21 protein-coding genes and 1 pseudogene are annotated in these 22650 nt (G+C 62.3%); 16 read left to right on the top strand and 6 right to left on the bottom strand.

Translation table 11 applies throughout. From position 1 onward, the window contains the following. The first annotated feature begins 6 nt into the window (after positions 1 to 6). From V6M61_RS17855 to V6M61_RS17845, 3 genes are all read left to right on the top strand, one after another. A complete protein-coding gene (locus tag V6M61_RS17855) occupies positions 7 to 1380 on the top strand; it encodes an aldehyde dehydrogenase family protein (protein ID WP_332777936.1) in 1374 nt (457 codons plus the stop codon). A 109-nt stretch (positions 1381 to 1489) separates the two neighbouring features. After that, positions 1490 to 1801: a GIY-YIG nuclease family protein gene (locus V6M61_RS17850; protein ID WP_332777935.1), complete on the top strand. Its 312-nt coding sequence runs from the start codon at positions 1490 to 1492 to the stop codon at positions 1799 to 1801. Further along, positions 1798 to 2466 carry an HAD family hydrolase gene (locus tag V6M61_RS17845; protein WP_332777934.1) on the top strand — a complete coding sequence of 223 codons (669 nt, stop codon included), beginning with the start codon at positions 1798 to 1800 and terminating at the stop codon, positions 2464 to 2466. The genes V6M61_RS17850 and V6M61_RS17845 overlap by 4 nt, the downstream gene beginning before the upstream one ends. Positions 2467 to 2534: 68 nt before the next feature. Here V6M61_RS17845 and V6M61_RS17840 read toward each other — a convergent pair whose 3' ends face one another. Both V6M61_RS17840 and V6M61_RS17835 read right to left on the bottom strand, forming a co-directional pair. Further along, entirely contained in the window at positions 2535 to 5480 is a 2946-nt protein-coding gene (locus V6M61_RS17840; RefSeq protein WP_332777933.1) for a DNA topoisomerase III, read from the bottom strand. Then, positions 5477 to 5995 carry a TlpA family protein disulfide reductase gene (locus V6M61_RS17835; RefSeq protein ID WP_332777932.1) on the bottom strand — a complete coding sequence of 173 codons (519 nt, stop codon included), beginning with the start codon at positions 5993 to 5995 and terminating at the stop codon, positions 5477 to 5479. The genes V6M61_RS17840 and V6M61_RS17835 overlap by 4 nt, the downstream gene beginning before the upstream one ends. A gap of 95 nt (positions 5996 to 6090) precedes the next feature. On the opposite strand from V6M61_RS17835, the gene V6M61_RS17830 reads away from it, so the two are divergent. From V6M61_RS17830 to V6M61_RS17820, 3 genes are all read left to right on the top strand, one after another. Then, positions 6091 to 6636, top strand: coding sequence for an SET domain-containing protein (locus tag V6M61_RS17830; RefSeq protein WP_332777931.1), 546 nt, complete (start codon positions 6091 to 6093; stop codon positions 6634 to 6636). A gap of 149 nt (positions 6637 to 6785) precedes the next feature. Further along, positions 6786 to 7667 (top strand): biotin--[acetyl-CoA-carboxylase] ligase, encoded by an 882-nt coding sequence (locus V6M61_RS17825; RefSeq protein ID WP_332777930.1) that lies wholly within the window; start codon positions 6786 to 6788, stop codon positions 7665 to 7667. Beyond that, the gene (locus V6M61_RS17820) at positions 7661 to 8329 is read left to right on the top strand and encodes an SPOR domain-containing protein (RefSeq protein ID WP_332777929.1); all 669 of its coding nucleotides are present in this window, start codon (positions 7661 to 7663) and stop codon (positions 8327 to 8329) included. The genes V6M61_RS17825 and V6M61_RS17820 overlap by 7 nt, the downstream gene beginning before the upstream one ends. Before the next feature lie 175 nt (positions 8330 to 8504). On the opposite strand, the pseudogene V6M61_RS17815 reads toward V6M61_RS17820, so the two are convergent. Then, positions 8505 to 9058: pseudogene (locus V6M61_RS17815) on the bottom strand (DNA-3-methyladenine glycosylase). Between the two features lie 79 nt (positions 9059 to 9137). Between V6M61_RS17815 and V6M61_RS17810 the strand changes: the two are divergent. The 8 genes from V6M61_RS17810 (at position 9138) to V6M61_RS17775 (ending at position 16257) form a co-directional block, all read left to right on the top strand. Further along, positions 9138 to 9614, top strand: a complete 477-nt coding sequence (locus tag V6M61_RS17810) for an FKBP-type peptidyl-prolyl cis-trans isomerase (protein WP_332777928.1) — start codon at positions 9138 to 9140, stop codon at positions 9612 to 9614. A 131-nt stretch (positions 9615 to 9745) separates the two neighbouring features. Continuing rightward, on the top strand, positions 9746 to 10225 hold the full coding sequence (locus V6M61_RS17805) for an aminoacyl-tRNA deacylase (protein WP_332777927.1): 480 nt from the start codon (positions 9746 to 9748) through the stop codon (positions 10223 to 10225). A gap of 324 nt (positions 10226 to 10549) precedes the next feature. After that, positions 10550 to 10960, top strand: a complete 411-nt coding sequence (locus V6M61_RS21065) for a hypothetical protein (RefSeq protein ID WP_442957806.1) — start codon at positions 10550 to 10552, stop codon at positions 10958 to 10960. 7 nt (positions 10961 to 10967) lie between these two features. After that, the gene (locus V6M61_RS17795; RefSeq protein WP_332777926.1) at positions 10968 to 12206 is read left to right on the top strand and encodes an SIR2 family protein; all 1239 of its coding nucleotides are present in this window, start codon (positions 10968 to 10970) and stop codon (positions 12204 to 12206) included. Further along, positions 12196 to 14112, top strand: coding sequence for an ATP-binding protein (locus V6M61_RS17790; RefSeq protein ID WP_332777925.1), 1917 nt, complete (start codon positions 12196 to 12198; stop codon positions 14110 to 14112). Before V6M61_RS17795 ends, V6M61_RS17790 begins: the two co-directional genes overlap by 11 nt. Positions 14113 to 14114: 2 nt before the next feature. Continuing rightward, positions 14115 to 14327 (top strand): KTSC domain-containing protein, encoded by a 213-nt coding sequence (locus V6M61_RS17785; RefSeq protein ID WP_332777924.1) that lies wholly within the window; start codon positions 14115 to 14117, stop codon positions 14325 to 14327. A gap of 123 nt (positions 14328 to 14450) precedes the next feature. Continuing rightward, entirely contained in the window at positions 14451 to 15116 is a 666-nt protein-coding gene (locus tag V6M61_RS17780; RefSeq protein ID WP_332777923.1) for a hypothetical protein, read from the top strand. A 367-nt stretch (positions 15117 to 15483) separates the two neighbouring features. Further along, positions 15484 to 16257, top strand: coding sequence for a tRNA-uridine aminocarboxypropyltransferase (locus V6M61_RS17775; protein ID WP_332777922.1), 774 nt, complete (start codon positions 15484 to 15486; stop codon positions 16255 to 16257). Between the two features lie 253 nt (positions 16258 to 16510). Here the strand turns inward: V6M61_RS17775 and V6M61_RS17770 are convergent, their stop codons facing one another. The 3 genes from V6M61_RS17770 to V6M61_RS17760 all read right to left on the bottom strand — a co-directional run bounded on the left by V6M61_RS17770 (position 16511) and on the right by V6M61_RS17760 (position 20493). Beyond that, entirely contained in the window at positions 16511 to 17794 is a 1284-nt protein-coding gene (locus tag V6M61_RS17770) for an ATP-binding protein (protein WP_332777921.1), read from the bottom strand. Between the two features lie 679 nt (positions 17795 to 18473). Further along, positions 18474 to 18953 (bottom strand): VOC family protein, encoded by a 480-nt coding sequence (locus tag V6M61_RS17765; RefSeq protein WP_332777920.1) that lies wholly within the window; start codon positions 18951 to 18953, stop codon positions 18474 to 18476. 574 nt (positions 18954 to 19527) lie between these two features. Further along, entirely contained in the window at positions 19528 to 20493 is a 966-nt protein-coding gene (locus tag V6M61_RS17760; RefSeq protein ID WP_332777919.1) for a LysR substrate-binding domain-containing protein, read from the bottom strand. Between the two features lie 119 nt (positions 20494 to 20612). On the opposite strand from V6M61_RS17760, the gene V6M61_RS17755 reads away from it, so the two are divergent. Together V6M61_RS17755 and V6M61_RS17750 are read left to right on the top strand one after the other, a co-directional pair. Further along, the gene (locus V6M61_RS17755; RefSeq protein WP_332777918.1) at positions 20613 to 21593 is read left to right on the top strand and encodes an amidohydrolase family protein; all 981 of its coding nucleotides are present in this window, start codon (positions 20613 to 20615) and stop codon (positions 21591 to 21593) included. Positions 21594 to 21624: 31 nt separating this feature from the next. Then, a complete protein-coding gene (locus V6M61_RS17750; protein WP_332777917.1) occupies positions 21625 to 22593 on the top strand; it encodes a Bug family tripartite tricarboxylate transporter substrate binding protein in 969 nt (322 codons plus the stop codon). The last annotated feature ends 57 nt before the right edge of the window (positions 22594 to 22650 follow it).

The raw sequence follows: 22650 nt of genomic DNA, 5'->3' as shown, positions 1-22650 counted from the left end.
CTCAATATGCACCACCTCTCCATTCACAACCCCGCCACCGGCGCACTGATCACGCAGGTCCCGGCTGACGACGACGCCTCGGTCGCCGCCAAGGCCGCGCAGGCCCGGGCGGCGCAGCCCCGTTGGGCCGCCGTGCCGCTGGCCGAGCGCAAGGCCTGCATCAGCCGTTTTCGCGCGGCCATCGTGGCCGAGCTGGAGTCGCTGGCCGCCACCATGACCCGCGAGACCGGCAAGCCCATCAAGATGTCGCGCAACGAACTCAATGGCCTGCTGGGCCGCCTTGACTTCTTTCTCAATGAAACCGACGCCTCCATCGCCACGCAGACGGTCTTCCAGGACGGCGGCATGATCGAGCAGATCGAGCACATACCGCTGGGCGTGGTGGCCAACATCTCGGCCTGGAACTACCCGTGGTTCGTCGGCTGCAACGTGATCGTGCCGGCACTGCTGACCGGCAATGCGGTGCTGTACAAACCGTCCGAATACGCCGCCCTGACCGGCCTGGCGATTGCGCGCCTGCTGCATGGCGCCGGCGTCCCCCAGGAGGTGTTTGTGCCCCTGATCGGTGGCGGCGCCGTGGGGGCCGCGCTGATGGAGCAGCAGATCGACGGCCTGTTTTTCACCGGTTCGTACGCCACCGGCGCCCGCATCGCGCAGGCCATGGGCACCCGCATGGTCAAGCTGCAGCTCGAGCTCGGCGGCAAGGACCCCACCTATGTCTGCGACGACGCCGACCCCAAGACCGCGGCCGAATCGCTGGCCGACGGCGCCATGTACAACACCGGCCAGAGCTGCTGCTCGGTCGAGCGCATTTACGTGCACGAGAAGATTCACGACGCCTTTGTCGCGGCCTTTGTGGACACGGTGAAAACCTTCAGGGCCGGCGACCCGGCAAGCGAGGACACCTACATAGGCGCCATCACGCGCGCGCCCCAGCTGGAGGTGCTGGATGCGCAGGTCGCGGATGCCAAAGCCAAGGGCGCCAGGCTGCTGCTGGGCGGCGAGCGCCTGCCCGGGCCGGGCAACTGGTATGCGCCCACGGTGTTTTCCAATGTCGACCACACCATGACGCTGATGCAGGAAGAAAGCTTCGGCCCCATCATCGGCATCCAGAAGGTCTCCAGCGACGAGGAGGCGGTCAAGCTCATGAACGACACGCGCTACGGCCTGACCGCCGGCGTCTACACGCCTGACGCAAGCCGCGCACAAGCCCTGCTGGCCCAGGTCAACGCCGGCAGCGTCTACTGGAACTGCTGCGACCGCGTGAGCCCGCGCCTGCCCTGGAGCGGTTATGGCGATTCGGGCGTGGGGCTGACCCTGTCCACCTACGGTATCCAGACCTTCACGCGCCCCAAAGCCTGGCATCTGAGAAGTGTGTGACCAGCTGACCCGCCGCATGAGATTCTTCGCTGCGCTCAGAATGACAGGCCAGCTCAGCATGACAACAGTGGATGACATGTCATCCTGAACGCAGTGAAGGATCTCTATCTTGGAACACCAATACTTCGTCTACATCGCAACCAACCTGTCCAAGACTCTCTACATAGGGGTTACGAACAACCTGATACGCCGTATGTACGAACACAGGAACAAGCTGGTCGAAGGCTTCACCTCGCGCTACAACATTTCAAGGCTCGCCTACTTCGAAACCACATCCTCCATAGAAGCCGCGATCTTGCGTGAAAAGCAGCTCAAGGGATGGCTCAGAAGCAGAAAAATGGAATTGATCGAAAGCCTGAATCCAGGGTGGAAGGATTTGTATGCGGACATCGTTGGAGATTCTTCGCTGAGCTCAGAATGACCATGCCAAAACTGACCCTGTTCGACCTGGACCACACCCTGCTCAGCGGTGACACCGATGTGCTGTGGTGTGACTTCCTGATTGAAAAAGGCGTGCTCGACAAAAAGCACTTTGGCGCGCGCAATGCCGACATCGAGACCCGCTACAAGGCCGGCACGGTCGGGTTGCAGGAGTTCGCCGATTTTTACGTCGGCACGCTGGCCGGGCGCACCTTGCAGGAATGGGAGCCTTTGCGCCAGGAGTTTCTGGCCACCTGGGTCGTGCCGCGCATTCCTGCAGCGGCCATCGCGCTGGTAGACAAACACCTGGAAGCCGGCGACCTGGTGGTCATGACCACGGCCACCAACCGTTTTCTGACCGAGCTGACCGCCATTTACCTGGACATCGAGCACCTGATTGCGACCGAAGCCGAAGTGCGTGACGCCCGCTTTACCGGCCGCACCACCGGCACGCTGAACATGCGCGAAGGCAAGGTCGAACGCCTGCACGACTGGCTGACGGCGCGCGGGCTGCGCTTTCAGGACTACCAAAGCACGGCCTACAGCGACTCGATCAACGACCTGCCGCTGCTGGAGGCGGTCAAGCACCCGGTCACGGTCAATGCCGACGCCCGGCTGGCGGCCATCGCCGCCGAGCGCCGCTGGCCCGCCGTGCATCTAAGGTAAAAAGACCTCAAGTCCACGCAAAACATGCGCCAACAGCTATCATATTGATAGCAAAAATAACCCGATGCTCAGCCCAGGTGCTTGCCCACAATGCCGGCCAGCTCGAACATGGTCACCTGCGGCTTGCCGAAGACGGGCAGCAGCTTGGCGTCGGCATTGATGGCGCGCTTGTTGGCCGCGTCCTGCAAGGCGTTGGCCTTGATGTAGTCCCAGAGCTTTTTGATCACCTGGGTGCGCGCCACCGGCTCGGCGCCAATCACCGCGGCCAGCGCATCGCTGGGTTTGAGGCCCGCGCCGGGCGTGGTTTTGCGTGCGGCCTTGGGTTTGGCGGTTTTGACCGGAGCAGCTTTGACCGCAGCCGTTTTGGCGGGTGCCTTTTTGGCGGCCACTTTTTTCGCGGCCGGTGCTGATTTGGCGGCAGCCGGTTTGCGCGGCGGGAACTTCGAGGTCCGCGGCTCGAACTCGAAAGCCACCTTGCCGGCCTCCTTGTCCCACACCAGGAAGGCCTTGAAAGCGCGGCGCGTGCGCATGGAGACGAACTTGTCGAGCAGATCGGTCTTGCCGGTTTGCAGCAGCTTGGTCATCTGCACGCGCTCTATCGGCTGCTGCAAAATGATCTGGCCGCTCTTGAAGTCGCAGCTGGGCGTGACCTGTTCGAGCGTGGGCACCGACTTCTCACAGACATAGCTTTTGCCGAATTCGCGCACGGCGCTGCCGCATTTGGGGCAGGCACCCAGCGGCGCATTGGCCGACAGGTCCACAATCTCGCCGCTTTCCGCCGCCTTCTGGTCTTCCCCGAAGTCGAACTCCAGCTTGTAGTTTTTCGCTTCTTCGTCGTACTTGATCACCATCTCGGCCGTGAAGGGCCAGCCCGCCTTGGAGCGAAAGCCGTCGAGCGGGCCAATCTTGCGGTCGCGCAGGAACTGCTCGACCTCGTCGGCCTCGAAGGTCCGGCCGGCCGGCGTCTTGCCGAAGGAAAAGCCGCAGCCATCGCCACCGTTTTTGCCGGTGCAGGTGTAGCGGCGGTAGTTTTCCCTGACCACGCCGCCGCAGTTGGGGCAGGGGGTTTGCAAGGTGGCGTAGTCGCCCGGAATGGTGTCCTTGTCGTAGCCCTTGGCCTTGTTGACCATGCGCTCGGTCATGGCCGCAATCTCGGCCATGAAGGTGTCGCGGCTGAGCTTGCCGTGCTCCATCTGCGCCAGCTTGTACTCCCACTCGCCGGTCAGCTCGGCGCGCGAGAGCTCTTCCACGCCCAGGCCGCGCAGCAAGGTCATCAGCTGGAAGGCCTTGGCCGTCGGAATCAGTTCGCGGCCTTCGCGGTGAATGTATTTTTCGGCGATCAGGCCCTCGATGGTCGCGGCGCGGGTGGCTGGCGTGCCCAGGCCTTTTTCCTGCATGGCCTCGCGCAGCTCGTCGTCGTCGATGGTCTTGCCGGCGCCTTCCATGGCGCCGAGCAAGGTCGCCTCGCTGTAGCGGGCCGGGGGGCGGGTTTTCAGGCCCTTGGCGTCCACCGCTTCGGCGCGTACCATCTCGTCGGGTTTGACCGGCACCAGGCTCTGGCCCTTGTCGCCGTCCTTGGCATCGGCGACTTCATCGGCCGCTTCCTTGCCGTAAATCGCCAGCCAGCCGGGCTTGACCAGCACCTTGCCCTCGGTCTTGAAGCTGTGGCTGACGCCTTGATGACTGGCCTGCGTGATGCGGGTGGTGACCAGGTACTCGGCGCTGGGGAAAAACACCGCCATGAAGCGGCGCACCACCAGGTCGTACAGCTTTTGCTCGGCCTCGCTCAAGCCATGCGGCGCCTGCAGCGTCGGGATGATGGCAAAGTGATCGCTCACCTTGGCGTTGTCAAAGATGCGTTTGCTGGGCTTGATGTAGTTGCCCTTGAGCGCCGTGGCCGCATGCGGCGCCAGGTGCTTCATGGTGCTGTCGGCCAGCATTTCAAAGGTCTGTTTGACCACCGGCAGGTAGTCTTCGGGCAGCGCGCGCGAGTCGGTACGCGGGTAGGTCAGGGCCTTGTGGCGCTCGTACAGGCTTTGCGCGATCGACAGCGTGGTCTTGGCCGAGAAGCCAAACTTGCCGTTGGCCTCGCGCTGCAGCGAAGTCAGGTCAAACAGCTGGCCCGCCGCCTGCGTGGTGGGCTTGGACTCTTCGGTGACCGTCGCGCTCTTGCCGCGCACGGCCTGGGCAATCGCCAGCGCCTCGCGCTCGGACCAGACCCGGTCGGCCCTCAGCTCGGCATCGGGCTCGGCATTGTCGGCATTGGCCGTGGCCTTTTTCCATTTGGGGTCGAACCACTTGGCGTTGTACTCGCCGGCTTCGGCCAGAAAGGTGGCGTGGACTTCCCAGTAATCGCGGCTGACGAACTTGCGGATGAGCTCTTCGCGCTCCACCACCACCGACAGCGTCGGCGTCTGCACCCGGCCCACGGTGGTCAAAAAGAAACCGCCGTCGCGCGAGTTGAAAGCCGTCATGGCGCGCGTGCCGTTGATGCCGACCATCCAGTCGGCTTCGGAGCGGCAGCGCGCGGCATCGGCCAGCGGCAGCATCTGTTCGTCGGTGCGCAGGCTGTCAAAGCCTTCGCGGATGGCCGCCGGCGTCATGGACTGCAGCCACAGGCGCTTGACCGGGTGTTTGGCTTTGGCGTACTGCTGGATCAGGCGAAAGATCAGCTCGCCCTCGCGCCCCGCGTCACAGGCGTTGACCATGGCGCCCACATCCTTGCGCTTGGCCAGCTTGACGATGGCGTTGAGCCGGGTCTTGGTCTTGTCGATGGGCTTGAGGTCGAAGTAGGGCGGAATCACCGGCAGGTGGGCAAAGCTCCATTTGCCGCGCTTGACGTCAAACTCCTCGGGCGCCTGGATCTCCACCAGGTGGCCGACGGCGGAGGTGACGACCCATTTTTCACTCTCAAAGTACTCGTCGTGTTTTTCAAACTTGCCCGCCACCGGCGTGATGGCACGCACAATGTCTTGTGCCACCGAGGGCTTTTCTGCAATCACCAGAGTTTTCATAAGTACTTCTTCAAACCTTCCACATCTTCGGGGAACATTTCCCCGGCTTGCGCAAACACTACTTTTCCGTCCCGGCCATTCATCTTGAGAACCACCACCACCGGCAGGCCGCGCGGTTTGGGCAGCACTTTGGCGATCTCCGGCGTGTACATCGCTGCCGGAAAGCTGTAACCCTTGGCCTTGAGGTACTGAGCCGCGGCCCCCGGCTGCTTGTCAATCGACAGCGCCAGCACCTCCAGCCCGCTGGCCTTCTGGGCGCGCCACAAGGCCTCTATATGGGGCGACTGCACCGCGCAAAAAGGGCACCAGCTGGCCCACCAGTACACCACAAGCGCCTTGCCCTGTGCCTGGGCGGGCGTCCAGGCCCGTCCATCGAGCAGCGTGAGCGCGGGCACCGGCAGGGCGCTGCCCGCCTGGGGCAGGGGCCCTTCAACCCCCCTGGCCAGCGCAGCCGGGCCCAGACCCGCCGCGGCCAGCGCGGCGAGGGACTCCAGGATGTTTCGGCGGTTCAACACGGCTTGTTCCTTACAATAGTGGCTTCGCGCGTACGCGTGCGCACGCACGCAGGTGCGCGCACATGCATGAATTAACCATACCAAAAAAATCCACTGTGTCCAAAACCCGGGTCTTAGCCGCCAAATCCACCCCCCCTGTCCAGGCCCCCATCGCAGCGGGCCGCCGCATTCAAACCCGCCGCTCCGGCGTGCATGGCAAAGGCGTGTTTGCCGTGCAGGACCTGGCCGAGGGCGAGACCCTGATCGAGTACGTGGGCGAGGTCATCAGCTGGAAGGAGGCCCTGCGCCGCCATCCGCACGACCCGAAAGATCCCAACCACACGTTTTACTTTCACGTCGATGAAAAGCACGTGATTGACGCCAAGTACGGCGGCAACTCCTCGCGCTGGATCAACCACAGCTGCAAGCCCAACTGCGAAGCCGACGAGCAGGACGGCCGCGTCTTCATCAAGGCGCTGCGCAACATCCCGGCGGGGCAAGAGCTGTTTTACGACTACGGCCTGATCATCGACGCCCCCTACACCAAGAAGCTCAAGGCCGAATATCCGTGCTGGTGCGGCGCCAAGCAATGCCGAGGCACCCTGCTGGCGCCCAAAGACAAGGGCAAAGACAAGAAGGCCAAAAAGCGCAAAAAGGACTAAGCCCCTGACAGCCGTTGACTGGTCATCCCGGACGCGATCCGGGATCCATGCCCCGGGCTATTCCAGCAACAAAGCCGGCGTCATGGATTGCGGATCAAGTCCGCAATGACAGAAACAGACACCGTCCTGAATCAATCCGCACCGCTGCCATGACCTCACCCCTGACTTCCCCCATCCAGTGGCCTGCCGAGGCCCTCTGGGAGGCCGTGGCGCCTGCCCTGCCGGGATTCACGGTCGAAGTGCTGCCCGAGATCGACTCCAGCAACACCGAACTGATGCGGCGCTTTCGCCACGCGCCCGCCGCGGCCCAGCCCATTTTGCTGGTGGCCGAGCAGCAAACCGCCGGCCGCGGACGGCTGGGCCGCGCCTGGCAAAGCCGCCGGGGCGACAGCCTGACGTTTTCACTGGGCCTGCCGCTGGCGCCAGCCAGCTGGTCGGGCCTGTCGCTGGCCGTCGGCATCAGCCTGGCCGAAAGCCTGGACCCCGCCAACCGCGGCATCCGCCTCAAATGGCCCAACGACCTGTGGCTCAGCACGCCGCAGGGCGAGCGCAAGCTGGCCGGCATTCTGGTGGAAACCGCCAGCTGGGACACGCTGCGCTACGTGGTGATCGGGGTGGGCATCAATATCCGGCCCGTTTCACTGCCACCGCTGCCGCCAGGCCCGGCTTTGCCCGCTGCCTCTTCTTTTGCCGCTGCGCCCATGGCCCCGGCCTGCCTGCAGGAGCTGCTGCCCACGGTCGATGTGGCCGAAGCGCTGGGCCGCGTGGTCGCGCCGCTGGTGCAGGCCGTGCAGGCCTTCGAGCAGTTTGGCTTTGCCCCCTTCCAGGCCCGGTTTGCGGTGCGCGATGCGCTGTCGGGCCGCGCCGTGCAGCTGTCCGACGGCACCCAGGGTACGGCGCACGGCGTGAGTGAAAACGGCGCCCTGCTGGTGCATACTGCGGCTGGCATGAAAGAAATTACCAGCTCGGAAGTCAGCGTCAGGCCCCTGGGCACCCCACCTGGACCGCCTGGAGGTGAGCGGCCGTGCTGAGGCTGCTGGTCTTGCTGCTCCTGCTGGCCAATGCCGGCTACTTTGCCTGGTCGCAAGGCCTGCTGGCCAGCTACGGCTTCGCCCCCAGCCAGCAGTCCGAACCCCAGCGCCTGACGCAGCAGCTGCGGCCCGAGGCCATGCAACTGCTCAGCCCGCGTGAAGCCCAGCAGCTGGAAAACACCCCCGCCCCAGCCAAGCCGGCCGCCGCGCCCGCCGAATGCCTGCAGGCCGGCCTGTTCAACGAGGCGCAGAGTGCCACCCTGCGCGCCAGCCTGCAAAAAACGCTGCCCGCCGGCAGCTGGACGCTGGAAGGCAGCGTGGAGCCGGCGCGCTGGATGGTCTACATGGGCAAATACACCAATGCCGAGGCGCTGGCCAAAAAGCGCACCGAACTGCGCCAGCGCGGCGTGTCGTTTGAGGCCGTGAGCAGCGAAGCCCTGTCGCCGGGCCTGTCCCTGGGCAGCTTTGCCACGCAGGCCGCCGCCGAGAGCGAGCTGGCCAAAATCGCCACGCGCGGCGTGCGCACCGCCAAGGTCATCCAGGAGCGCGCCGAGTCGCGCGGCCAGCTGCTCAAGCTGGTCGCGGTGGATGCCGGGCTCAAAGCCCAGCTGGAAGAGCTCAAGCCCCAGCTCGGCGGCAAGGCCCTGCAGGCCTGCCACTAGAGCCCCCACGCTCGTCACTGCGTGTACTTCGCTGCCCCCGAGGGGGCCGTCGCTTGCTCGGGGCGGCCCTTCGCGGCGCTAGTGTAGCGTGCGGCATTCATTTTGCTATCGTTTTAATAGCTATCAGCGCCCAATCTGCTTGGGCCAATGGCCAATTTGGCTTACAAAACCCGGCTCAGGAGAAGCGCCGGCTCAAAAACGCCGAGCCCGCCGCCCCAAAACGCCAGTGCACCTCGACCGCCCGGGAGATGCCAATGCGCGGACCGGCCAGCACAGTGATCGGCGCATCCCCGCCGGCGCCAATCAATTCAAACGGCGGCGCGTCCAGCGGCATGCCGTTGTAGTTAGGGCCTGGCCGACCCGGCCCGGGCCCGCGCACAGCAGGCGGATATCGTCCGGCCCGCGCCGCGCCTGCATGCGCGCTATCCCCGCCGTGGGCTCCAGCGCCCGGATCAGCACCCCGGCGCCATGGCCGGCTTCACGGCACACCAGGTTCAGGCACCAGTGAATGCCGTACGAGCGGTACACATAGGCCCGCCCCGGCGGCCCGAACATCGCCGCATTGCGCGCCGTGGGCCCGCCAAAGCTGTGCGAAGCCGGGTCTTCGCGGTCGTAAGCCTCGGTCTCCACAATCCGCCCGCCCACCCCGTCGACGAGCAACGTGACCCCGATCAGCCGGCGGGCGACTTCGTGGGAAGGGGCGGAAAAATCGAGGGGCAAGCGGGACATGCCGCAAGTGTCTACCATCTGCTGCCAGCCAAGGCGCGACAATGGCGCATCCATCAACACGCTTTACGCCAAATTGAACATGAAAATTGAAAAAAACACCGCCGTCACCCTGCGCTACAAGGTAGCCGACGCCAAAGGCAAGCTCCTGGAGGAAAGCCGCGAACCGATGGTTTACCTGCATGGCGGCTACGGCAACACGCTGCCCAAGATCGAGGAAGCGCTGGAAGGCAAAATGCCGGGCTACCAGACCACGCTGCAGCTGGAGCCGCAAGACGCCTTCGGCCTGCGCGACGAGAGCCTGGTGCGCACCATTCCCAAAGCCGAGTTTCCGCCGGGCGTCAAGGTCGGCGGACAGCTGCAGGGCCGGGGCGACGATGGCCGCGAGCAGGTTTTCCACGTGATGAAAATCAAGGGCAACATCGTCATGCTGGACGGCAACCACCCGCTGGCCGGCAAGGAGCTGCGCTTTAGCATCACGGTCACCGATGTGCGCGCCGCTTCTGAAGAAGAAATTGCGCACAAGCACGTGCATGGCGAGCACGGGCACCACCACTGAAGTATTGGTATTGGCAGGCAGGCAGGCTCTGGTCAAGCGGCATCTTTCGGCCTAAACTGATCAAGGACGCGGCCTGCACGGGCCGTACCGCTTCTGGCCCCGGATGGGTCTATTTATTCCAGGAGGCTGCCATGTCCATTCCCTCAAATCTATCCACCTACCTTGACCAGCGCGGCGCCCGCTATGACGTTTTCGCGCACGCGCACAGCCGCACCAGCGCAGAGACGGCCCGCAGCGCCAACGTCATGCCTTGCCACCTGGCCAAGTCGGTCATTCTCGAAGACGACTTCGGCTACGTGATGGCGGTCATCCCCGCCGACAAGGCCGTGATGGTCGGCGAACTTGCGCGCATGCTCGAGCGCAAGGAACTGCGGCTGGCCGATGAAGACCGCGTCGCGCTGCTGTTCAAAGGGTGCGACCCCGGCGCCGTGCCCTCGATCGGCATGCCCTGGGGTATTGAAACGATTGTCGATGACGAGCTCGAGGAAAGCGAGGTCGTGTACATGGAAGGCGGCGACCACGAACGCCTGCTTCGCATGTCGCACGACCAGTTCCACGCACTGATGAGCTCGCAGCGGCACGGCCATTTCTGCAAGACGCCGACGCACTGAGGGCATTTGGCCCCCAGGCTGGTCACTTCGCGTACGGCAGCGCCAGAGCAGCTCGCGCCATGACGCAGGGGCTCCAGGCCCCGGTCTTTGTGTTGCCCGTTTTTAAGCTGCCGGTGAGACGCCAAAGCAAGATCGCAAAGCCCTGTGGCCTGTAGCGCGGCAGCGCTGGCGTGTTTCCTGTCCTACTCATTAGCTACTATTTTGATAGCTGTCCACAGCCATTCTGATAGGGCCAGAGGCAGATTTGGCACTTACTCAACAGTCCGAAACGAAGGCGACGCCACCCACGCTGTCATTCTGAGCAACGCGAAGAATCTTGCCAGCATGCCGAGATCCTTCGCTGCGCTCAGGATGCCAGCCGCCAGTGGCCCATCGGGAAATGGGCCTTTTTTCGCTACATTTTTTATAGCTGCTTACACCCATTCTGCACGGGCTGAAGGCCATTTTCATACTGAAGCCCGCAGGGTTTCCGGCAAATCGGCACTCAATCGAAGCCAGGCCATTATTTTTGGTGAATATTTACCTTCACTATTCTCAAAATTGAGCGCTGTGCCAGCAGTCCGCCACTGGTCTGATGGCTCATTTCCCGGCATGATGGTTTTCACAAAATGTTTGCAGGCTTGTGACTCCCGGATGGCGACTCTTATTCCTTCAATCGGTACCTGCGTTTCGCGCATGACCAGTGGCGAGAAACGTCTGGCCGAGCGGCTGGAGCGGGTACTAGAAAAGCTCTGACCAACTCATGAATACACTCTCCCACTGCCCATATCGCCAATCGACTCTTCTGCAGCAGGCGCTTGCGCCAGACAAGATGCGGATCGCTTTCTTGCTCGGCGCTGGATGCCCCGCATCTATCCGCGTTCCCGAAGGACAAGAAACGCGGCCATTGATTCCCGACATTAGAAATCTCACGGGAATGGTCAACGACCGACTGAGCAAATCAGATGCGCACAAGGTCCACCACGCCACACTGTTGAAACGTTTTAGCGATGGAGACCCCGCTCAACCGACGATTGAGGACATTCTCAGCCACATCCGTGCTCTTCAAGACGTGGTGCGCGATGGCAATATCGATGGTCTCGACAAGGCAGCACTTGCGGCGCTCGACGCCGAAATATGCAACATCACGACTGAAGTTGTTGGTGTCGACTTGCCGGAGTGGAATACGCCGTACCACCAATTGGCGACTTGGATCAGAGGGATCCAGCGCGCTCACGCGATAGAGGTTTTCACTCCGAACTATGACCTGCTAGTAGAACAGGCGTTGGAGGCCAACAAGATCCCGTACTTCGACGGCTTTGTCGGTTCAAAACAAGCATTTTTTGATCTTACATCGATGGAGAGCGAGTCTCTCCCGCCTCGCTGGGCTCGTCTATGGAAAGTTCACGGCTCGGTGAACTGGTGGCGGCAACGAATCGACAAGTCGCACAACGAGTTTGAAGTGGTGCGAACGGACAAGCCTAGTAGTGAGGGCCGGCAGATGATTTATCCGTCGCACTTGAAATATGACCAAAGTCGGCGGCTTCCATACCTTGCGATGCTCGACAGGCTCCGCGAGTTCCTTGCTCGGGGGCAAGCGGTGCTGGTAACCTGCGGATACTCGTTTGGTGACCAGCACCTGAACGAGATCATCCTTCATGGACTCCGAAGCAATCCGACTGCAATTTGCTTTGGCCTGCTCTACGGTGCTCGTGCAGCGTATACCGATGCGCTGCACAAGGCGCAGAGGCACCCCAACCTAAGCCTGCTCGCCGCAGACGGGGCCGTATTGGGATCAGTGGAACGGGATTGGCGCGCTGATGAGCAGACGGGGCATCCGCAGCATGGATTCAGTGTGGCAAAGAAGGCAGCGGCTGAAAACGCCGGCGCCGAGTCGCAGAACTGCGAGTTCCTGCTTGGTGACTTCAAGCATTTCGGTAACTTCTTAGCTCAGCAGCTATCACGCTCGGATGACGAGCAGGTAACTCCAAATGCAGCGTGATCCGACCTTTATTGGAACGGTGCAAGACGTTCATGGAGCAACTATCACCGTGGAGTTGAGCGATGAGACAGTGACCGGGCTCGGCTTTGTTCATGGCGAGGGGTATCGCATCGGACAGGTCGGCAGCTTCGTTCGCATCCCCCTTGGCTTCGTCGACCTTTATGGGGTCGTTTCACAGGTGGGGGCCGGGGCTGCGCCGGAGCGTGACGAGGATCGGAAGGTCTACGGCAATCGTTGGGTAAAAGTGCAGATGGTCGGCGAGGGCCAACGAGGCGGAAGGTTTGAGCGCGGTATCTCTCAGCATCCAACGATTGAAGACCGAGTCCATATCGTCACCGAAGCAGACCTTCGTGCGATTTATGGATCAGGCGATCCCCAAGACTTCGTGTCGGTCGGACATCTCGCCAGCGCCGAATCGATTCCATCCCTGGTGAACATCAACAAGCTGATCACCCGGCACTGCGCTGTTGTTGGAACCACTGGCTCAGGCAAGTCAACCACTGTCGCGGGACTGCTGACCGCGCTGTCCGAGCCGACGCGTTACCCCTCCGCGCGAATCGTTGTGCTCGACATCCACGGCGAATACGCGAAAGCACTCTCTGACAGGGCCTCAGTTTTTCGGGTTGCGGTCCAAGCTTCCAAGAACCAGAGCGAATTGCTCATCCCGTTCTGGGCTCTAAGTTTTGAAGAGTTGACCGGCCTGGCTTTTGGCGGGTTGAAGGACGCTCAGGCCGCGGCCGTTGCCGACGCCATCGTGCAGCTTAAGAAGGAAAGTCTGGAAGTTCAGCCAAGAGACGGCATCGAGGAATCTCAGGTAACGGTCGATTCTCCGATCCCGTTCTGTTTGCACAAGTTGTGGTTTGAGTTGCATAAGCGAGAGCACCACACCCTCATCCCACGACCAGGTGGTGCCGCCGACGATGTCGATCCAGCCTACGTTCTTGGGCCAAACAACCAGCCACTTCAAATGGGCGACGCGATGTCCGTAACCCCGCCGCTTTACCGAACGGTGAAGACTACGGGCCCCGCCCCAGAGCGCGTCCAGTTGGGGCGAGACCCCATTGGCATCCGACAGCAGCTCGCAGGGTTGGCCTCAAGGCTACGCGATCCGCGAATGGCATTCCTTTTCAACCCCGGCGACTGGCTGCCTGACATCGACGGCAAGGTGGTCAAGGATCTCGACGCTTTGCTCGAAGGGTGGATTGGTGGACCGCAGCCGATCACGATCCTCGACCTTTCTGGTATACCGTCCTCTGTGCTGAATGACCTGATTGGCGCACTGCTGCGTGTTCTTTACGATGCGATATTCTGGGCAAGGAATCTGCCCGAAGGTGGCAGAGAGCGTCCCTTGTTCTTGGTGTTGGAGGAGGCGCACGCTTATCTATCCAAGGAAACTGCTGGATCGGCCGCAATGGCCGTGCGACGGATCGCAAAGGAAGGTCGCAAGTACGGCGTAGGAATGATGATTGTTAGCCAGCGCCCCTCTGAAATTGACTCGACCATACTCTCGCAATGCGGGACTCTGTTCGCGATGCGTCTCGCAAACGACACAGACAGGGGTCATGTCACCGGCGCCGCGTCTGACAATTTGAAGGGCCTGTTTGACATGTTGCCCGTACTGCGAACTGGCGAAGCCATTATTGTTGGCGAGGCTGTGAGCCTGCCGGTGCGCACGCTAATTTCACCGCCCCCACCGCATAGACGGCCTGACAGTGTCGATCCTCGAGTTGTTGTGCGTTCCTATCCGAATGATGGCTATGACGGCCCCGCTGGCTGGGGGCAGCCACGCGATCCGGCTGACTACGCGGCGATGGTGCGCCAGTGGCGCCGGCAAGACCCACACTACCAACACAAGACCCCACCCGGGGCCGTAGCAGCACTACCTGATCCTGACAACAAGGAGTAAACATGGATTGGATCAATACACCTGAATCTTCGAGCATCGCGCGCTTCGCGTTTGACGACGCTAGTCGAGTCTTGAAAGTAGAGTTCAAAAATGGAAATGTCTACGACTACTTCGACATCCCGGATCACGTCTTCGATGGCATGCGGGCTGCGCCTTCAAAGGGACAGTACTTGGCGCAGTATGTCAAAGGGAACTATCGATACGCGCGAGCGTAGCTGTTAAGAACAAACATTAATCCAACTCTATGTCAAAACGGGTTTTTCGATCCGAACTGCCGCGTTATTTCGCAGCACATCGGATACCCCGCAGTTTGCGGGATATATCTAAGTTAAATTTCTGTGCTTGACTCAAAGAATCCTTTGCTCCACAGCGGCACCTTCCTAGCCGTCGCAACAGCATTCCTGTACTGCGTAGATGCGGCCTATTACGAAGGCTACTTGATTCCGCTGCAACTCGATGCAAATGTTCTGGATCGGAACTTTCATCAGGTCCTCTTCAACGGTTTTCTGGTCTTCCTTGCCCCTGCCTTTTCCGCTCTTTCCGTATACGTTGTAGCACGTCCTCTCTACTCGCACGCCTTCCTACCAAGCCTTAATGACTGGCTACGTCGCAGACGAGAGAGACGACGACGCTTTCTCAAGCTGAAACATCTGTGTCTCGGTAAACGGAAAGATCCGCTGATCGAGCGGCGCGAAAAACAGCGCACGGCAACTTTATTCGCCTACCTCGCGACTGTTATAGCCTTCATCCTTTCTCTGGCGTATTCCCTAAACCAAGGTAAGAAGGCCGGGCTTGAGCTTGTAGAAAAAACCAACAACAAACCTTTGCAGAGTTCAGATTTAATCATCGTCAAGATTGACGATCAACAGCGTAAGCTTCTTTATATAACTTGCGGCGCGAGAAACTGCGCAGGCATCGATCCGGTTACGAAGACTGTCTACTACTTTCCACAGAATGGGCACTCGTATCAGTACTCTGCCGCAGTGCCGAAACTGGTACCGTAACCCACAGGCAAGGCTCAGCAATGAGCAGGAAGACCGCGCGTCGGTTTTTGGCTTGGGATTCGGGGTCATGGATTGCGGGTCGAGCCCGCAATGACAAATGCGAGGGCAGGGAATGGGTTGTCATCCCGGACTTGATCCGGGATCCATGTCGCCAGCTCAGCGTCGCTACTTTTTTATAGCTGCCTGCGCCCATCCAAAAGGGGCTAGAAACCGATTTGGCTTAAGAAATCCGCCGGATGCTGCCTGTCGTACGATGTCAGGGCGGGTCAATGTAGCAGGGTTGGTTCTCATGGGCTTGTCGCGTGTGCCGTGAGTCCCACTGCTACAGTGCGCCCATGCTCACCAACGCCGCTTCCCAACCATCCGCATGACCCACGCCGTCTCTCGCCTGCGCACCGCACGCCTGGCGCGCAGCTCCAAACCCTTTCTCGCCCGTGGCGGTCCGCGGGGGGAGCGCTGTGCCGGTTGCCGCCTGGTTCCCAGCCACTGCCTGTGTGCCTTGTGTCCGGCAGTGCCTGTGCGTGCGGGTGTGTGCCTGATCATGGCGGACATCGAGCCGCTCAAGCCCAGCAACACGGGCTGGCTGATTGCCGATGTGGTGGCAGACACTTCTGCCTTTGGCTGGGCGCGCACTTCAGCTGACCCTGCACTGCTGGCCATGCTGGCCGATCCGCAGTGGCAGCCGTATCTGGTGTTTCCGGGGGAGTTTGTGGCGGCCGGGCGGGTGGTGACAGAGGTGCTGCCCATTGATGCCCAGGATGGCAACGAATTTCGACAGGGCAAGCGGCCGCTGTTTGTGTTGCTGGACGCCACCTGGCCCGAGGCGCGCAAGATGTTTCGCAAAAGCCCTTACCTCAACCACCTGCCGGTGCTCAGCCTGCAGAGCGAGCAACTCTCCAACTACCGCCTGCGCCGCTCGAAACGCCAGATTGGGGAACAGAGCCACTTCTGCACCTCGGAGGTGGCGGCCCTGTGCCTGGCGCTGGCCGGCGAGACGCATGCGGCGCAGACCCTGGAGGCGTACCTGGATGTGTTCACCAACCACTACCTGAATGCCAAACAGCAGTTGCCCGTGGACATGGAGGACGCTGTGCACCAGCGGTTGCGCAGCCTGCGCTTGCCGCAGGGCAGTGGCGCCTAGCCATGCGGCTAACGCACCGTCTCGTCATCGCGAGGCCGCAGGCCGTGGCGATCCATCGTCGATCAAGCGCAGCCATGGATTGCCGCGCTGCGCTCGCAATGACGCGGAGGCTGTCACGAATTGTGGAAAGCCCAATAATTTGATAGCGGCTTGCGCCCGCGCTGTAAGGGCTGGAGCCGAATTTTTCGGTCACAAAACCTCTGCCCCACACCGCCATGCACCAGCCGCAAGCGCCGGGGGCGGGGGCAGGTCGTTAAACAGGTCCATGCGGTAGAGGCGCGGCCTGCCACAGCAGTGACACCGGTGCTGCGTGCAGTCTCTCGTCAAACGGTGTGATGCGGTCATGGTCGTGTAGCACCAGTCCTTGCACAAATTTGTCACCCACGGCCTCTTGCAGTTTGCGCAGGCCACGCAGGTCTTGCGCTCGCACGGTGGCCGATGCTTTGACCTCAATGCCGATGACGCGCCCGCGCCGGTCTTCCAGAACCAGGTCCACCTCGTCTTGCTCCTTGGTTCGAAAGTGTGAGATGCGCAGCCGCTTCTCGGACCAAGTGGTGAGCTTGAGGACTTCGGACACGACGAAATTCTCTAATAGCGGACCATAGGCGGTGCGGTCTTTTTGCAGTTGGGCGGCAGTAACATCGCGCAGCGCGGCAAGCAAACCGGTGTCCAGAAAATGGAGCTTGGGTGTTTTGGTGAGTCGGCTGACGGCGTTGCTGGACCAGGGCTGCACCTGCCGCGTCAGAAACAAGCGCTCCAAAATTCCCACATATTTCTGCGCCGTGGGCGTCGTAAGCCCGAGTGCAGCGCCATAGCTGCTGTGGTTGACCAACTGCCCGGCGTGGGCGGCCAATACGTCGAGCAGGCGCGGCATGCGGTCTAGCTGGTCGATGTTGGCGATATCGCGCACATCCCTGTCCAGAATGAGCGCCACATAGTCTTGCAGCCAGGCCTGGTGGCGGCTGACACTGGTACGGCGCAGCGCTTCGGGGTAGCCGCCCTTGAGCACGCAATCCATCAGATCGTCACCCACCAGAGGGCTGACCACACCTGGCAAACCGGCGCCGTCAAACAGACGATCCAACAGGTCGCCCTTTGTTCCCACCAGTTCGGCCTGGGCGAAGGGCAGCAGGGTAATGACTTCGAGCCTGCCCGCCAACGAGTCGGCCACCATGGGCATGGCCATCAGGTTGGTGGACCCGGTCAACAAGAAGCGACCCGGCGTTTGATCTTTGTCCACACTTTCCTTGATGGCCAGCAACAAGTCTGGCGCGCGCTGCACTTCGTCGATGATGGCTTGCTTCAAGCCACGCACGAACCCAGCGGGGTCTGACCGCGCCGCCGCCAAGGTAGCAGGGTCGTCCAGTGTGAGGTAGGGGCGATCACGGGTCGCATAGAGCCGAGCCAACGTGGTCTTGCCCGCCTGCCGTGGCCCAACGACCAATACCACGCGCGTGTCTTGCAAGGCGGTTGCGATCTTGCCCTGAACATGGCGGGGGATGGCGGCGCTGGATGAGGGCGGGAGAGCAGTAGTCATGCCTTGGGATCCAGGGTTGAAGAGGTTTGACTAATTAGAACTTAAATATCGACCAATTTAAAGCAATACTTTGTCTAATTTAAATAGACAAGCAGCATTCGAACGCAATTTTTTGGCGCTCAACGGTTCATTAGCAGCTCGCCAGCCGCGCCTTGGTGGCGTTTGTGGCGCGGCCGGCGGCGGTGCGCGGGCAGGGGATTCCGGCGCGGTCCTGATTTCTCACCCGTGCATTTGCTCCTTATTTAATAGCTACTCACGCATACAGGACAATGACTGAAGACCAATTTATCTTAATCGCGCCTGAAAAGGAGCACCAACCGAAAACTGGCGCCTAGCAACCGCGAGCAGAAGCGATTGTGGATGGCGAGGCGGTGAGGGGGGCTGGCATGAGCAAACCACCCGCCACAACGGAACTTGGAAAACTCTCAACAGCGATGAGAGTTTCGCCTGATGAGCAGCCTCTTTATGCCGAGCTGCACGCGCTGATTGCCAGCAGCCGCCAGCGCCTGGCCGGCGCGGTGAATGCTGAGCTCACCCGCCTGTACTGGAGCGTGGGTGAACGCCTGCGCACCAGCGTTTGCGCGGCCTGCGTTTGCCGCAGGGCAGTGGCGCCTAGTGTGGTGCGTCACTCTGTTCTGTACTTATCGCGGCGACGGGGGCTGGGCCGGCATCGGGAGCGTCAGCCGCGCCGAGCCGCTTCGATCGCGGCGATGTCGATCTTTCTCATCCCCATCATGGCTTCGAACGTGCGCTTGGCTGCCGCGCGATCAGGATCGGTGTATGCGGCCGTGAGGGCTCGTGGCGTGATCTGCCACGACAGTCCCCACTTGTCCTTGCACCAGCCGCATTCGCTTTCCTGGCCGCCGTTGCCGACGATCGCGTTCCACAAGCGATCGGTTTCGGCCTGGTCGTCGGTTGCAACCTGGAACGAGAAAGCCTCGTTGTGCTTGAACTCGGGGCCGCCATTCAGGCCGAGACAAGGGATGCCCATCACCGTGAACTCGACCGTCAAGACATCGCCCTGCTTGCCCGAGGGATAGTCGCCAGGCGCGCGATGAACGGCTCCCACCGCGCTGTCGGGGAACGTCTCGGCGTAGAACTTCGCGGCGTCCAGCGCGGTGCCGTCGTACCAGAGACAAATCGTGTTCTTGCTGACCATCTTGGTTCTCCTAAGTTGGGACAGATACGTGCATTCAAGCCGCGCAGGCAGCCGGACTACTTCGGCAACTTGCATACCATGGGGTGGCGCGCATGCGCGATCGTCCGCCACGGCGCCGATCAAGTGGCATCGTATTCGTATCCGCAAATGGGATCAAGCTCATGGCCGACGCGCACTTTCACGGTACCAACGACGGAAACCGGCCCAAAGGAGTCCGTGGCGGGCGTTCTGACCGATTGGCAGCTCTACCCAGGAAGCTGCTGGTCGGCCAACGTGACGCGGAATCACAGTTTGCAAGCAGCGGTCATTCGCGAGGGTCTGGCGTCGGCCATGACGAACTCAACCTCGAACAGCAGCTTTGCGGGAGCGCGATCTGGCGCTCGCGACCCGTAGCGGGTACTGGCACTTGCGGAAAGCGGTCGTCGGACAACCGCATGGCCCACTTGCGAGATCCCGTCGCCGTGGTTGTTGGGTTGTCATCAGCGCTGATTTGGCTGGCTGGCCTTTCATGTAAAGAGTGAATTGAGTGATCCTGCCTCACCTCATCGAATGGTGCGCAGTGCGGCGGAGGTCATCAGAACCGCTCCTTGCACAGGGTCATCAGCGTGCGCACAAAGGTCGCCATGGTGGGTGAGTCACCCGCGCCCTGGCGCCGGTAAAGCGCCACCGGCGGCAGCGGCCACTCCAAGTCGCAGGTCACGCTGGCCACGTGCGCGCGGGTGGCGAGATCGTGCGCCACGTCGGCGGGCACCATGGCCACCATCGACGGGTTGCGCTCGATCATGCGGCCGACGATCTTGAGCGAATGGGTTTCGATGGCCGGCACCGGCGGCTCCTCTCCCACGTGCAGGAACAGGTCCAGCACCGAGGCGCCCAGCGCCGTGCCCGCGGGCGGCAGGACCCAGTCCATGGTGGCGAGCTCGTGCCAGTCCAGCGCGCGCTTGCCCAAATGCTTGGCGGTCTTGGGGTGGCACACCAGCGCGGGGCGCTGGCGGAACAGGATGTCGCAGCGCAGGTCACGCACCTGCGCCGCGCCCCGCGCGCGCGCCACAACGCCTTCGAGCCGGTGCTCGCGAAGCAGGGCCAGCAGGCGGTCGCTGGTGGCTTCCTCCACCGAGAGCACGAAGGGCCCGACCTGCTCGCGCGTGCGCGAGAGCGTGTCACACAGCAACTGGCCGGACAGGTAGTGGATCACGCCGATGCTGAGCCGTTCGGTGAAGCCCAGCCGGGTTGCGGCCATGTCGTTGGCCCAGTCCTGCAGGTCGGCCAGCAGGCGCGATGCGCGCGAGATCGCGATGCGCCCCACGGGCGTGGGCGTGACGCCACCGCGCTGCCGCGTGAACAGCGCCGTGCCCATCATTGATTCGATCTCGGCCAGCATCTGCGTCAAGTAGGGCTGGGTCACCCCCCATTCTTGCGCCACGCGGGAGAGCGAGCCGTACTGGCTCAGCGCGACCAGCAGGTTGAGGTGGCGCGCCTTCAGGCGCGAGCGCATGCGGCCCAGCGTTTCAAGGGCCAGGGCGGTGAGTCGGTCTGGCATAGGTGTTTACTTATCCTACCATCACTATATCTGTGAATACGCTTATGCCAGATCACTACAGTAGCGGCTAGGCCTCGATCGAACATCCGTCACTCACACACACCACAGGAGACCCCTTGATGCCCGTCATCGACGTACACACCCATATCTTCACCCGGCCCTGGCTGGAGCTGCTCAAGCGCAAGGGCGGCCTCTACAACATCCAGACACGGCCCGACGGCCAGCACGAGGTATTCCGTGGCGACACGCCCGTGGTCATCCCACAGAAAGGGCACTTCGACTACGACCTACGCATCCAGCACATGGACGCGGCCGGCATCGACATCTCGGTGATGTCGCTGACTTGCCCCAACGTGTTCTGGGGCGACGAGGAAACCAGCTGCGAAGCGGCGCGCGAATCCAACGATTCGCTGGCGCAGGCGCAGGCGGCGCACCCGAGCCGGCTGCGCTGGTTCACCTCGCTGCCGTGGGAATACCCGCAGCGCGCGCTCGACGAGCTCAAGCGCACCTGCAACAACGGTGCGAGCGGCGTCATGGTGCTGGCCAACATCGCCGGCCGCAGCCTGACCGACCCGGCCTTCGCACCCATCTGGGCCGAAATCGACCGTCGCGCGCTGCCGGTGCTGGTGCACCCCACCGACCCGCCGGGCGTCGACCTGATGGACATGACGAAGTTCGACCTGAGCTGGTCCGTGGGCTTCATGTTCGACACCACGCTCGCCATCACGCGCATGATCTTCGAGGGCTTCTTCGACCAATACCCTAACCTCAAGATCATCGCCTCGCATGCGGGTGGTGCCTTGCCCTACTTGGCCGGCCGTTTCGAGAAGGGCCACGAGGTCGAGATCCCCCAGCGGCGCAAGATGCAGCGCACGCCCATCGACTACCTACGCCACATCCACTACGACTGCATCTCGTACAGTCCGGCTTCGCTGGAGTTCCTGATCTCGGTCGTCGGCGCCGACCGCGTGATGTTCGGCACCGACTGGCCGCACCAGGTTCACGACACGCGCGGATCCTTCGCCAACACCGAGCGGCTGTCCGCCGCGCAGCGCGACGCCGTGCGTTCGAGCAATGCCATGCGCGTATTCGGTTTCTGATCGACTTCGACTGAACAAGGAGACTCTCACCATGATGAAGCGACGTGTTTTCAACTGGGTGGCTGCAACCATGGCGCTGGCCGCCGCGCTGCCCATGGGCGCCCTTGCGCAGGACAAGCCCCCCGTCAAGCTGCTGGTCGGCTTCGCGCCCGGCGGCTCGGTAGATATCGTGGCGCGGCTGCTGGCCGAGCGCCTGCGCCCGCTGCTCGACCAGCAGGTGATCGTCGAGAACAAGCCCGGAGCTGGCGGGCGCCTGGTGCTTGGGGAAGTAAAGCGCGCGCCGGCCGACGGCAACACGCTGGTAATTTCGCCCAGCGGCGCGCTGGTGATCTCGCCATGGGTCTACCACCTCAACTACGACCCGGTGAAGGACTTCACGCCCATCGCGCGTGTGGTGACCTTCGACTTCGCGGTGACGGCGGGTCCGGCGGCGCCGGCCGGCGACATCCGCGCGGTGCTGAACTGGCTCAAGGCCAACCCGGTCCGCGCCAACTACGGCACTTCGGGCGCGGGCACCGTGCCGCACTTTGCGGGCGTGCTGCTGTCGCAGGCCTCAGGCGTGCCGCTCACGCACGTGGCCTACAAGGGCGGCGCGCCGGCGGTGTCCGATCTGCTGGGCGGTCAGATTCCCATCATGGTGGACACGGCATCGGAGACCATCGAGCATCACCGCGCGGGCCGCCTGCGCATCCTCGCGGTCACGGGCAACGCGCGATCGCCGGTGCTGCCCGACGTGCCCACGCTCAAGGAGGCCGGAATCGACGCCACGGCGGAGGCCTTCGTCGGCCTGTTCGCCCCGGCAGGCCTGCCGGCCGACAAGGTCAAGCGCCTGTCCGACGCGATGGCCGAAGTGCTCAAGGCACCCGATCTCCAGGCGCGCGTCCGCGAGATCGGCCTGAATACGAACTACGCCGGCCCGCAGCAGCTCGGCGAGACCCAGGCCGCCGAGCTCAGGCGCTGGGAACGGCCCATCAAGGCATCGGGCTACAAGGCCGAGTGACGTTGCCACCGTGTAGCATGCAGGGGCTGGCCGTGCTCGTGCGCCGGCCGGCCCCGC

It is taken from the genome of Polaromonas sp. (genome assembly GCF_036676035.1).
Lineage (GTDB): Bacteria > Pseudomonadota > Gammaproteobacteria > Burkholderiales > Burkholderiaceae_C > Polaromonas.
Note: the sequence above shows the minus strand (reverse complement) of the source record. Positions and strands in the feature narration are given on the sequence as shown.

Excerpts from the sequence above, each read along its gene's own strand:
- V6M61_RS17855 (WP_332777936.1), top strand. The coding sequence starts at position 7 with ATGCACCACCTCTCCATTCACAACCCCGCCACCGGCGCACTGATCACG.
- V6M61_RS17845 (WP_332777934.1), top strand. The coding sequence starts at position 1,798 with ATGACCATGCCAAAACTGACCCTGTTCGACCTGGACCACACCCTGCTC.
- V6M61_RS17840 (WP_332777933.1), bottom strand. The coding sequence starts at position 5,480 with ATGAAAACTCTGGTGATTGCAGAAAAGCCCTCGGTGGCACAAGACATT.
- V6M61_RS17825 (WP_332777930.1), top strand. The coding sequence starts at position 6,786 with ATGACCTCACCCCTGACTTCCCCCATCCAGTGGCCTGCCGAGGCCCTC.
- V6M61_RS17810 (WP_332777928.1), top strand. The coding sequence starts at position 9,138 with ATGAAAATTGAAAAAAACACCGCCGTCACCCTGCGCTACAAGGTAGCC.
- V6M61_RS17805 (WP_332777927.1), top strand. The coding sequence starts at position 9,746 with ATGTCCATTCCCTCAAATCTATCCACCTACCTTGACCAGCGCGGCGCC.
- V6M61_RS21065 (WP_442957806.1), top strand. The coding sequence starts at position 10,550 with ATGCCGAGATCCTTCGCTGCGCTCAGGATGCCAGCCGCCAGTGGCCCA.
- V6M61_RS17795 (WP_332777926.1), top strand. The coding sequence starts at position 10,968 with ATGAATACACTCTCCCACTGCCCATATCGCCAATCGACTCTTCTGCAG.
- V6M61_RS17790 (WP_332777925.1), top strand. The coding sequence starts at position 12,196 with ATGCAGCGTGATCCGACCTTTATTGGAACGGTGCAAGACGTTCATGGA.
- V6M61_RS17785 (WP_332777924.1), top strand. The coding sequence starts at position 14,115 with ATGGATTGGATCAATACACCTGAATCTTCGAGCATCGCGCGCTTCGCG.
- V6M61_RS17775 (WP_332777922.1), top strand. The coding sequence starts at position 15,484 with ATGACCCACGCCGTCTCTCGCCTGCGCACCGCACGCCTGGCGCGCAGC.
- V6M61_RS17770 (WP_332777921.1), bottom strand. The coding sequence starts at position 17,794 with ATGACTACTGCTCTCCCGCCCTCATCCAGCGCCGCCATCCCCCGCCAT.
- V6M61_RS17765 (WP_332777920.1), bottom strand. The coding sequence starts at position 18,953 with ATGGTCAGCAAGAACACGATTTGTCTCTGGTACGACGGCACCGCGCTG.
- V6M61_RS17760 (WP_332777919.1), bottom strand. The coding sequence starts at position 20,493 with ATGCCAGACCGACTCACCGCCCTGGCCCTTGAAACGCTGGGCCGCATG.
- V6M61_RS17755 (WP_332777918.1), top strand. The coding sequence starts at position 20,613 with ATGCCCGTCATCGACGTACACACCCATATCTTCACCCGGCCCTGGCTG.
- V6M61_RS17750 (WP_332777917.1), top strand. The coding sequence starts at position 21,625 with ATGATGAAGCGACGTGTTTTCAACTGGGTGGCTGCAACCATGGCGCTG.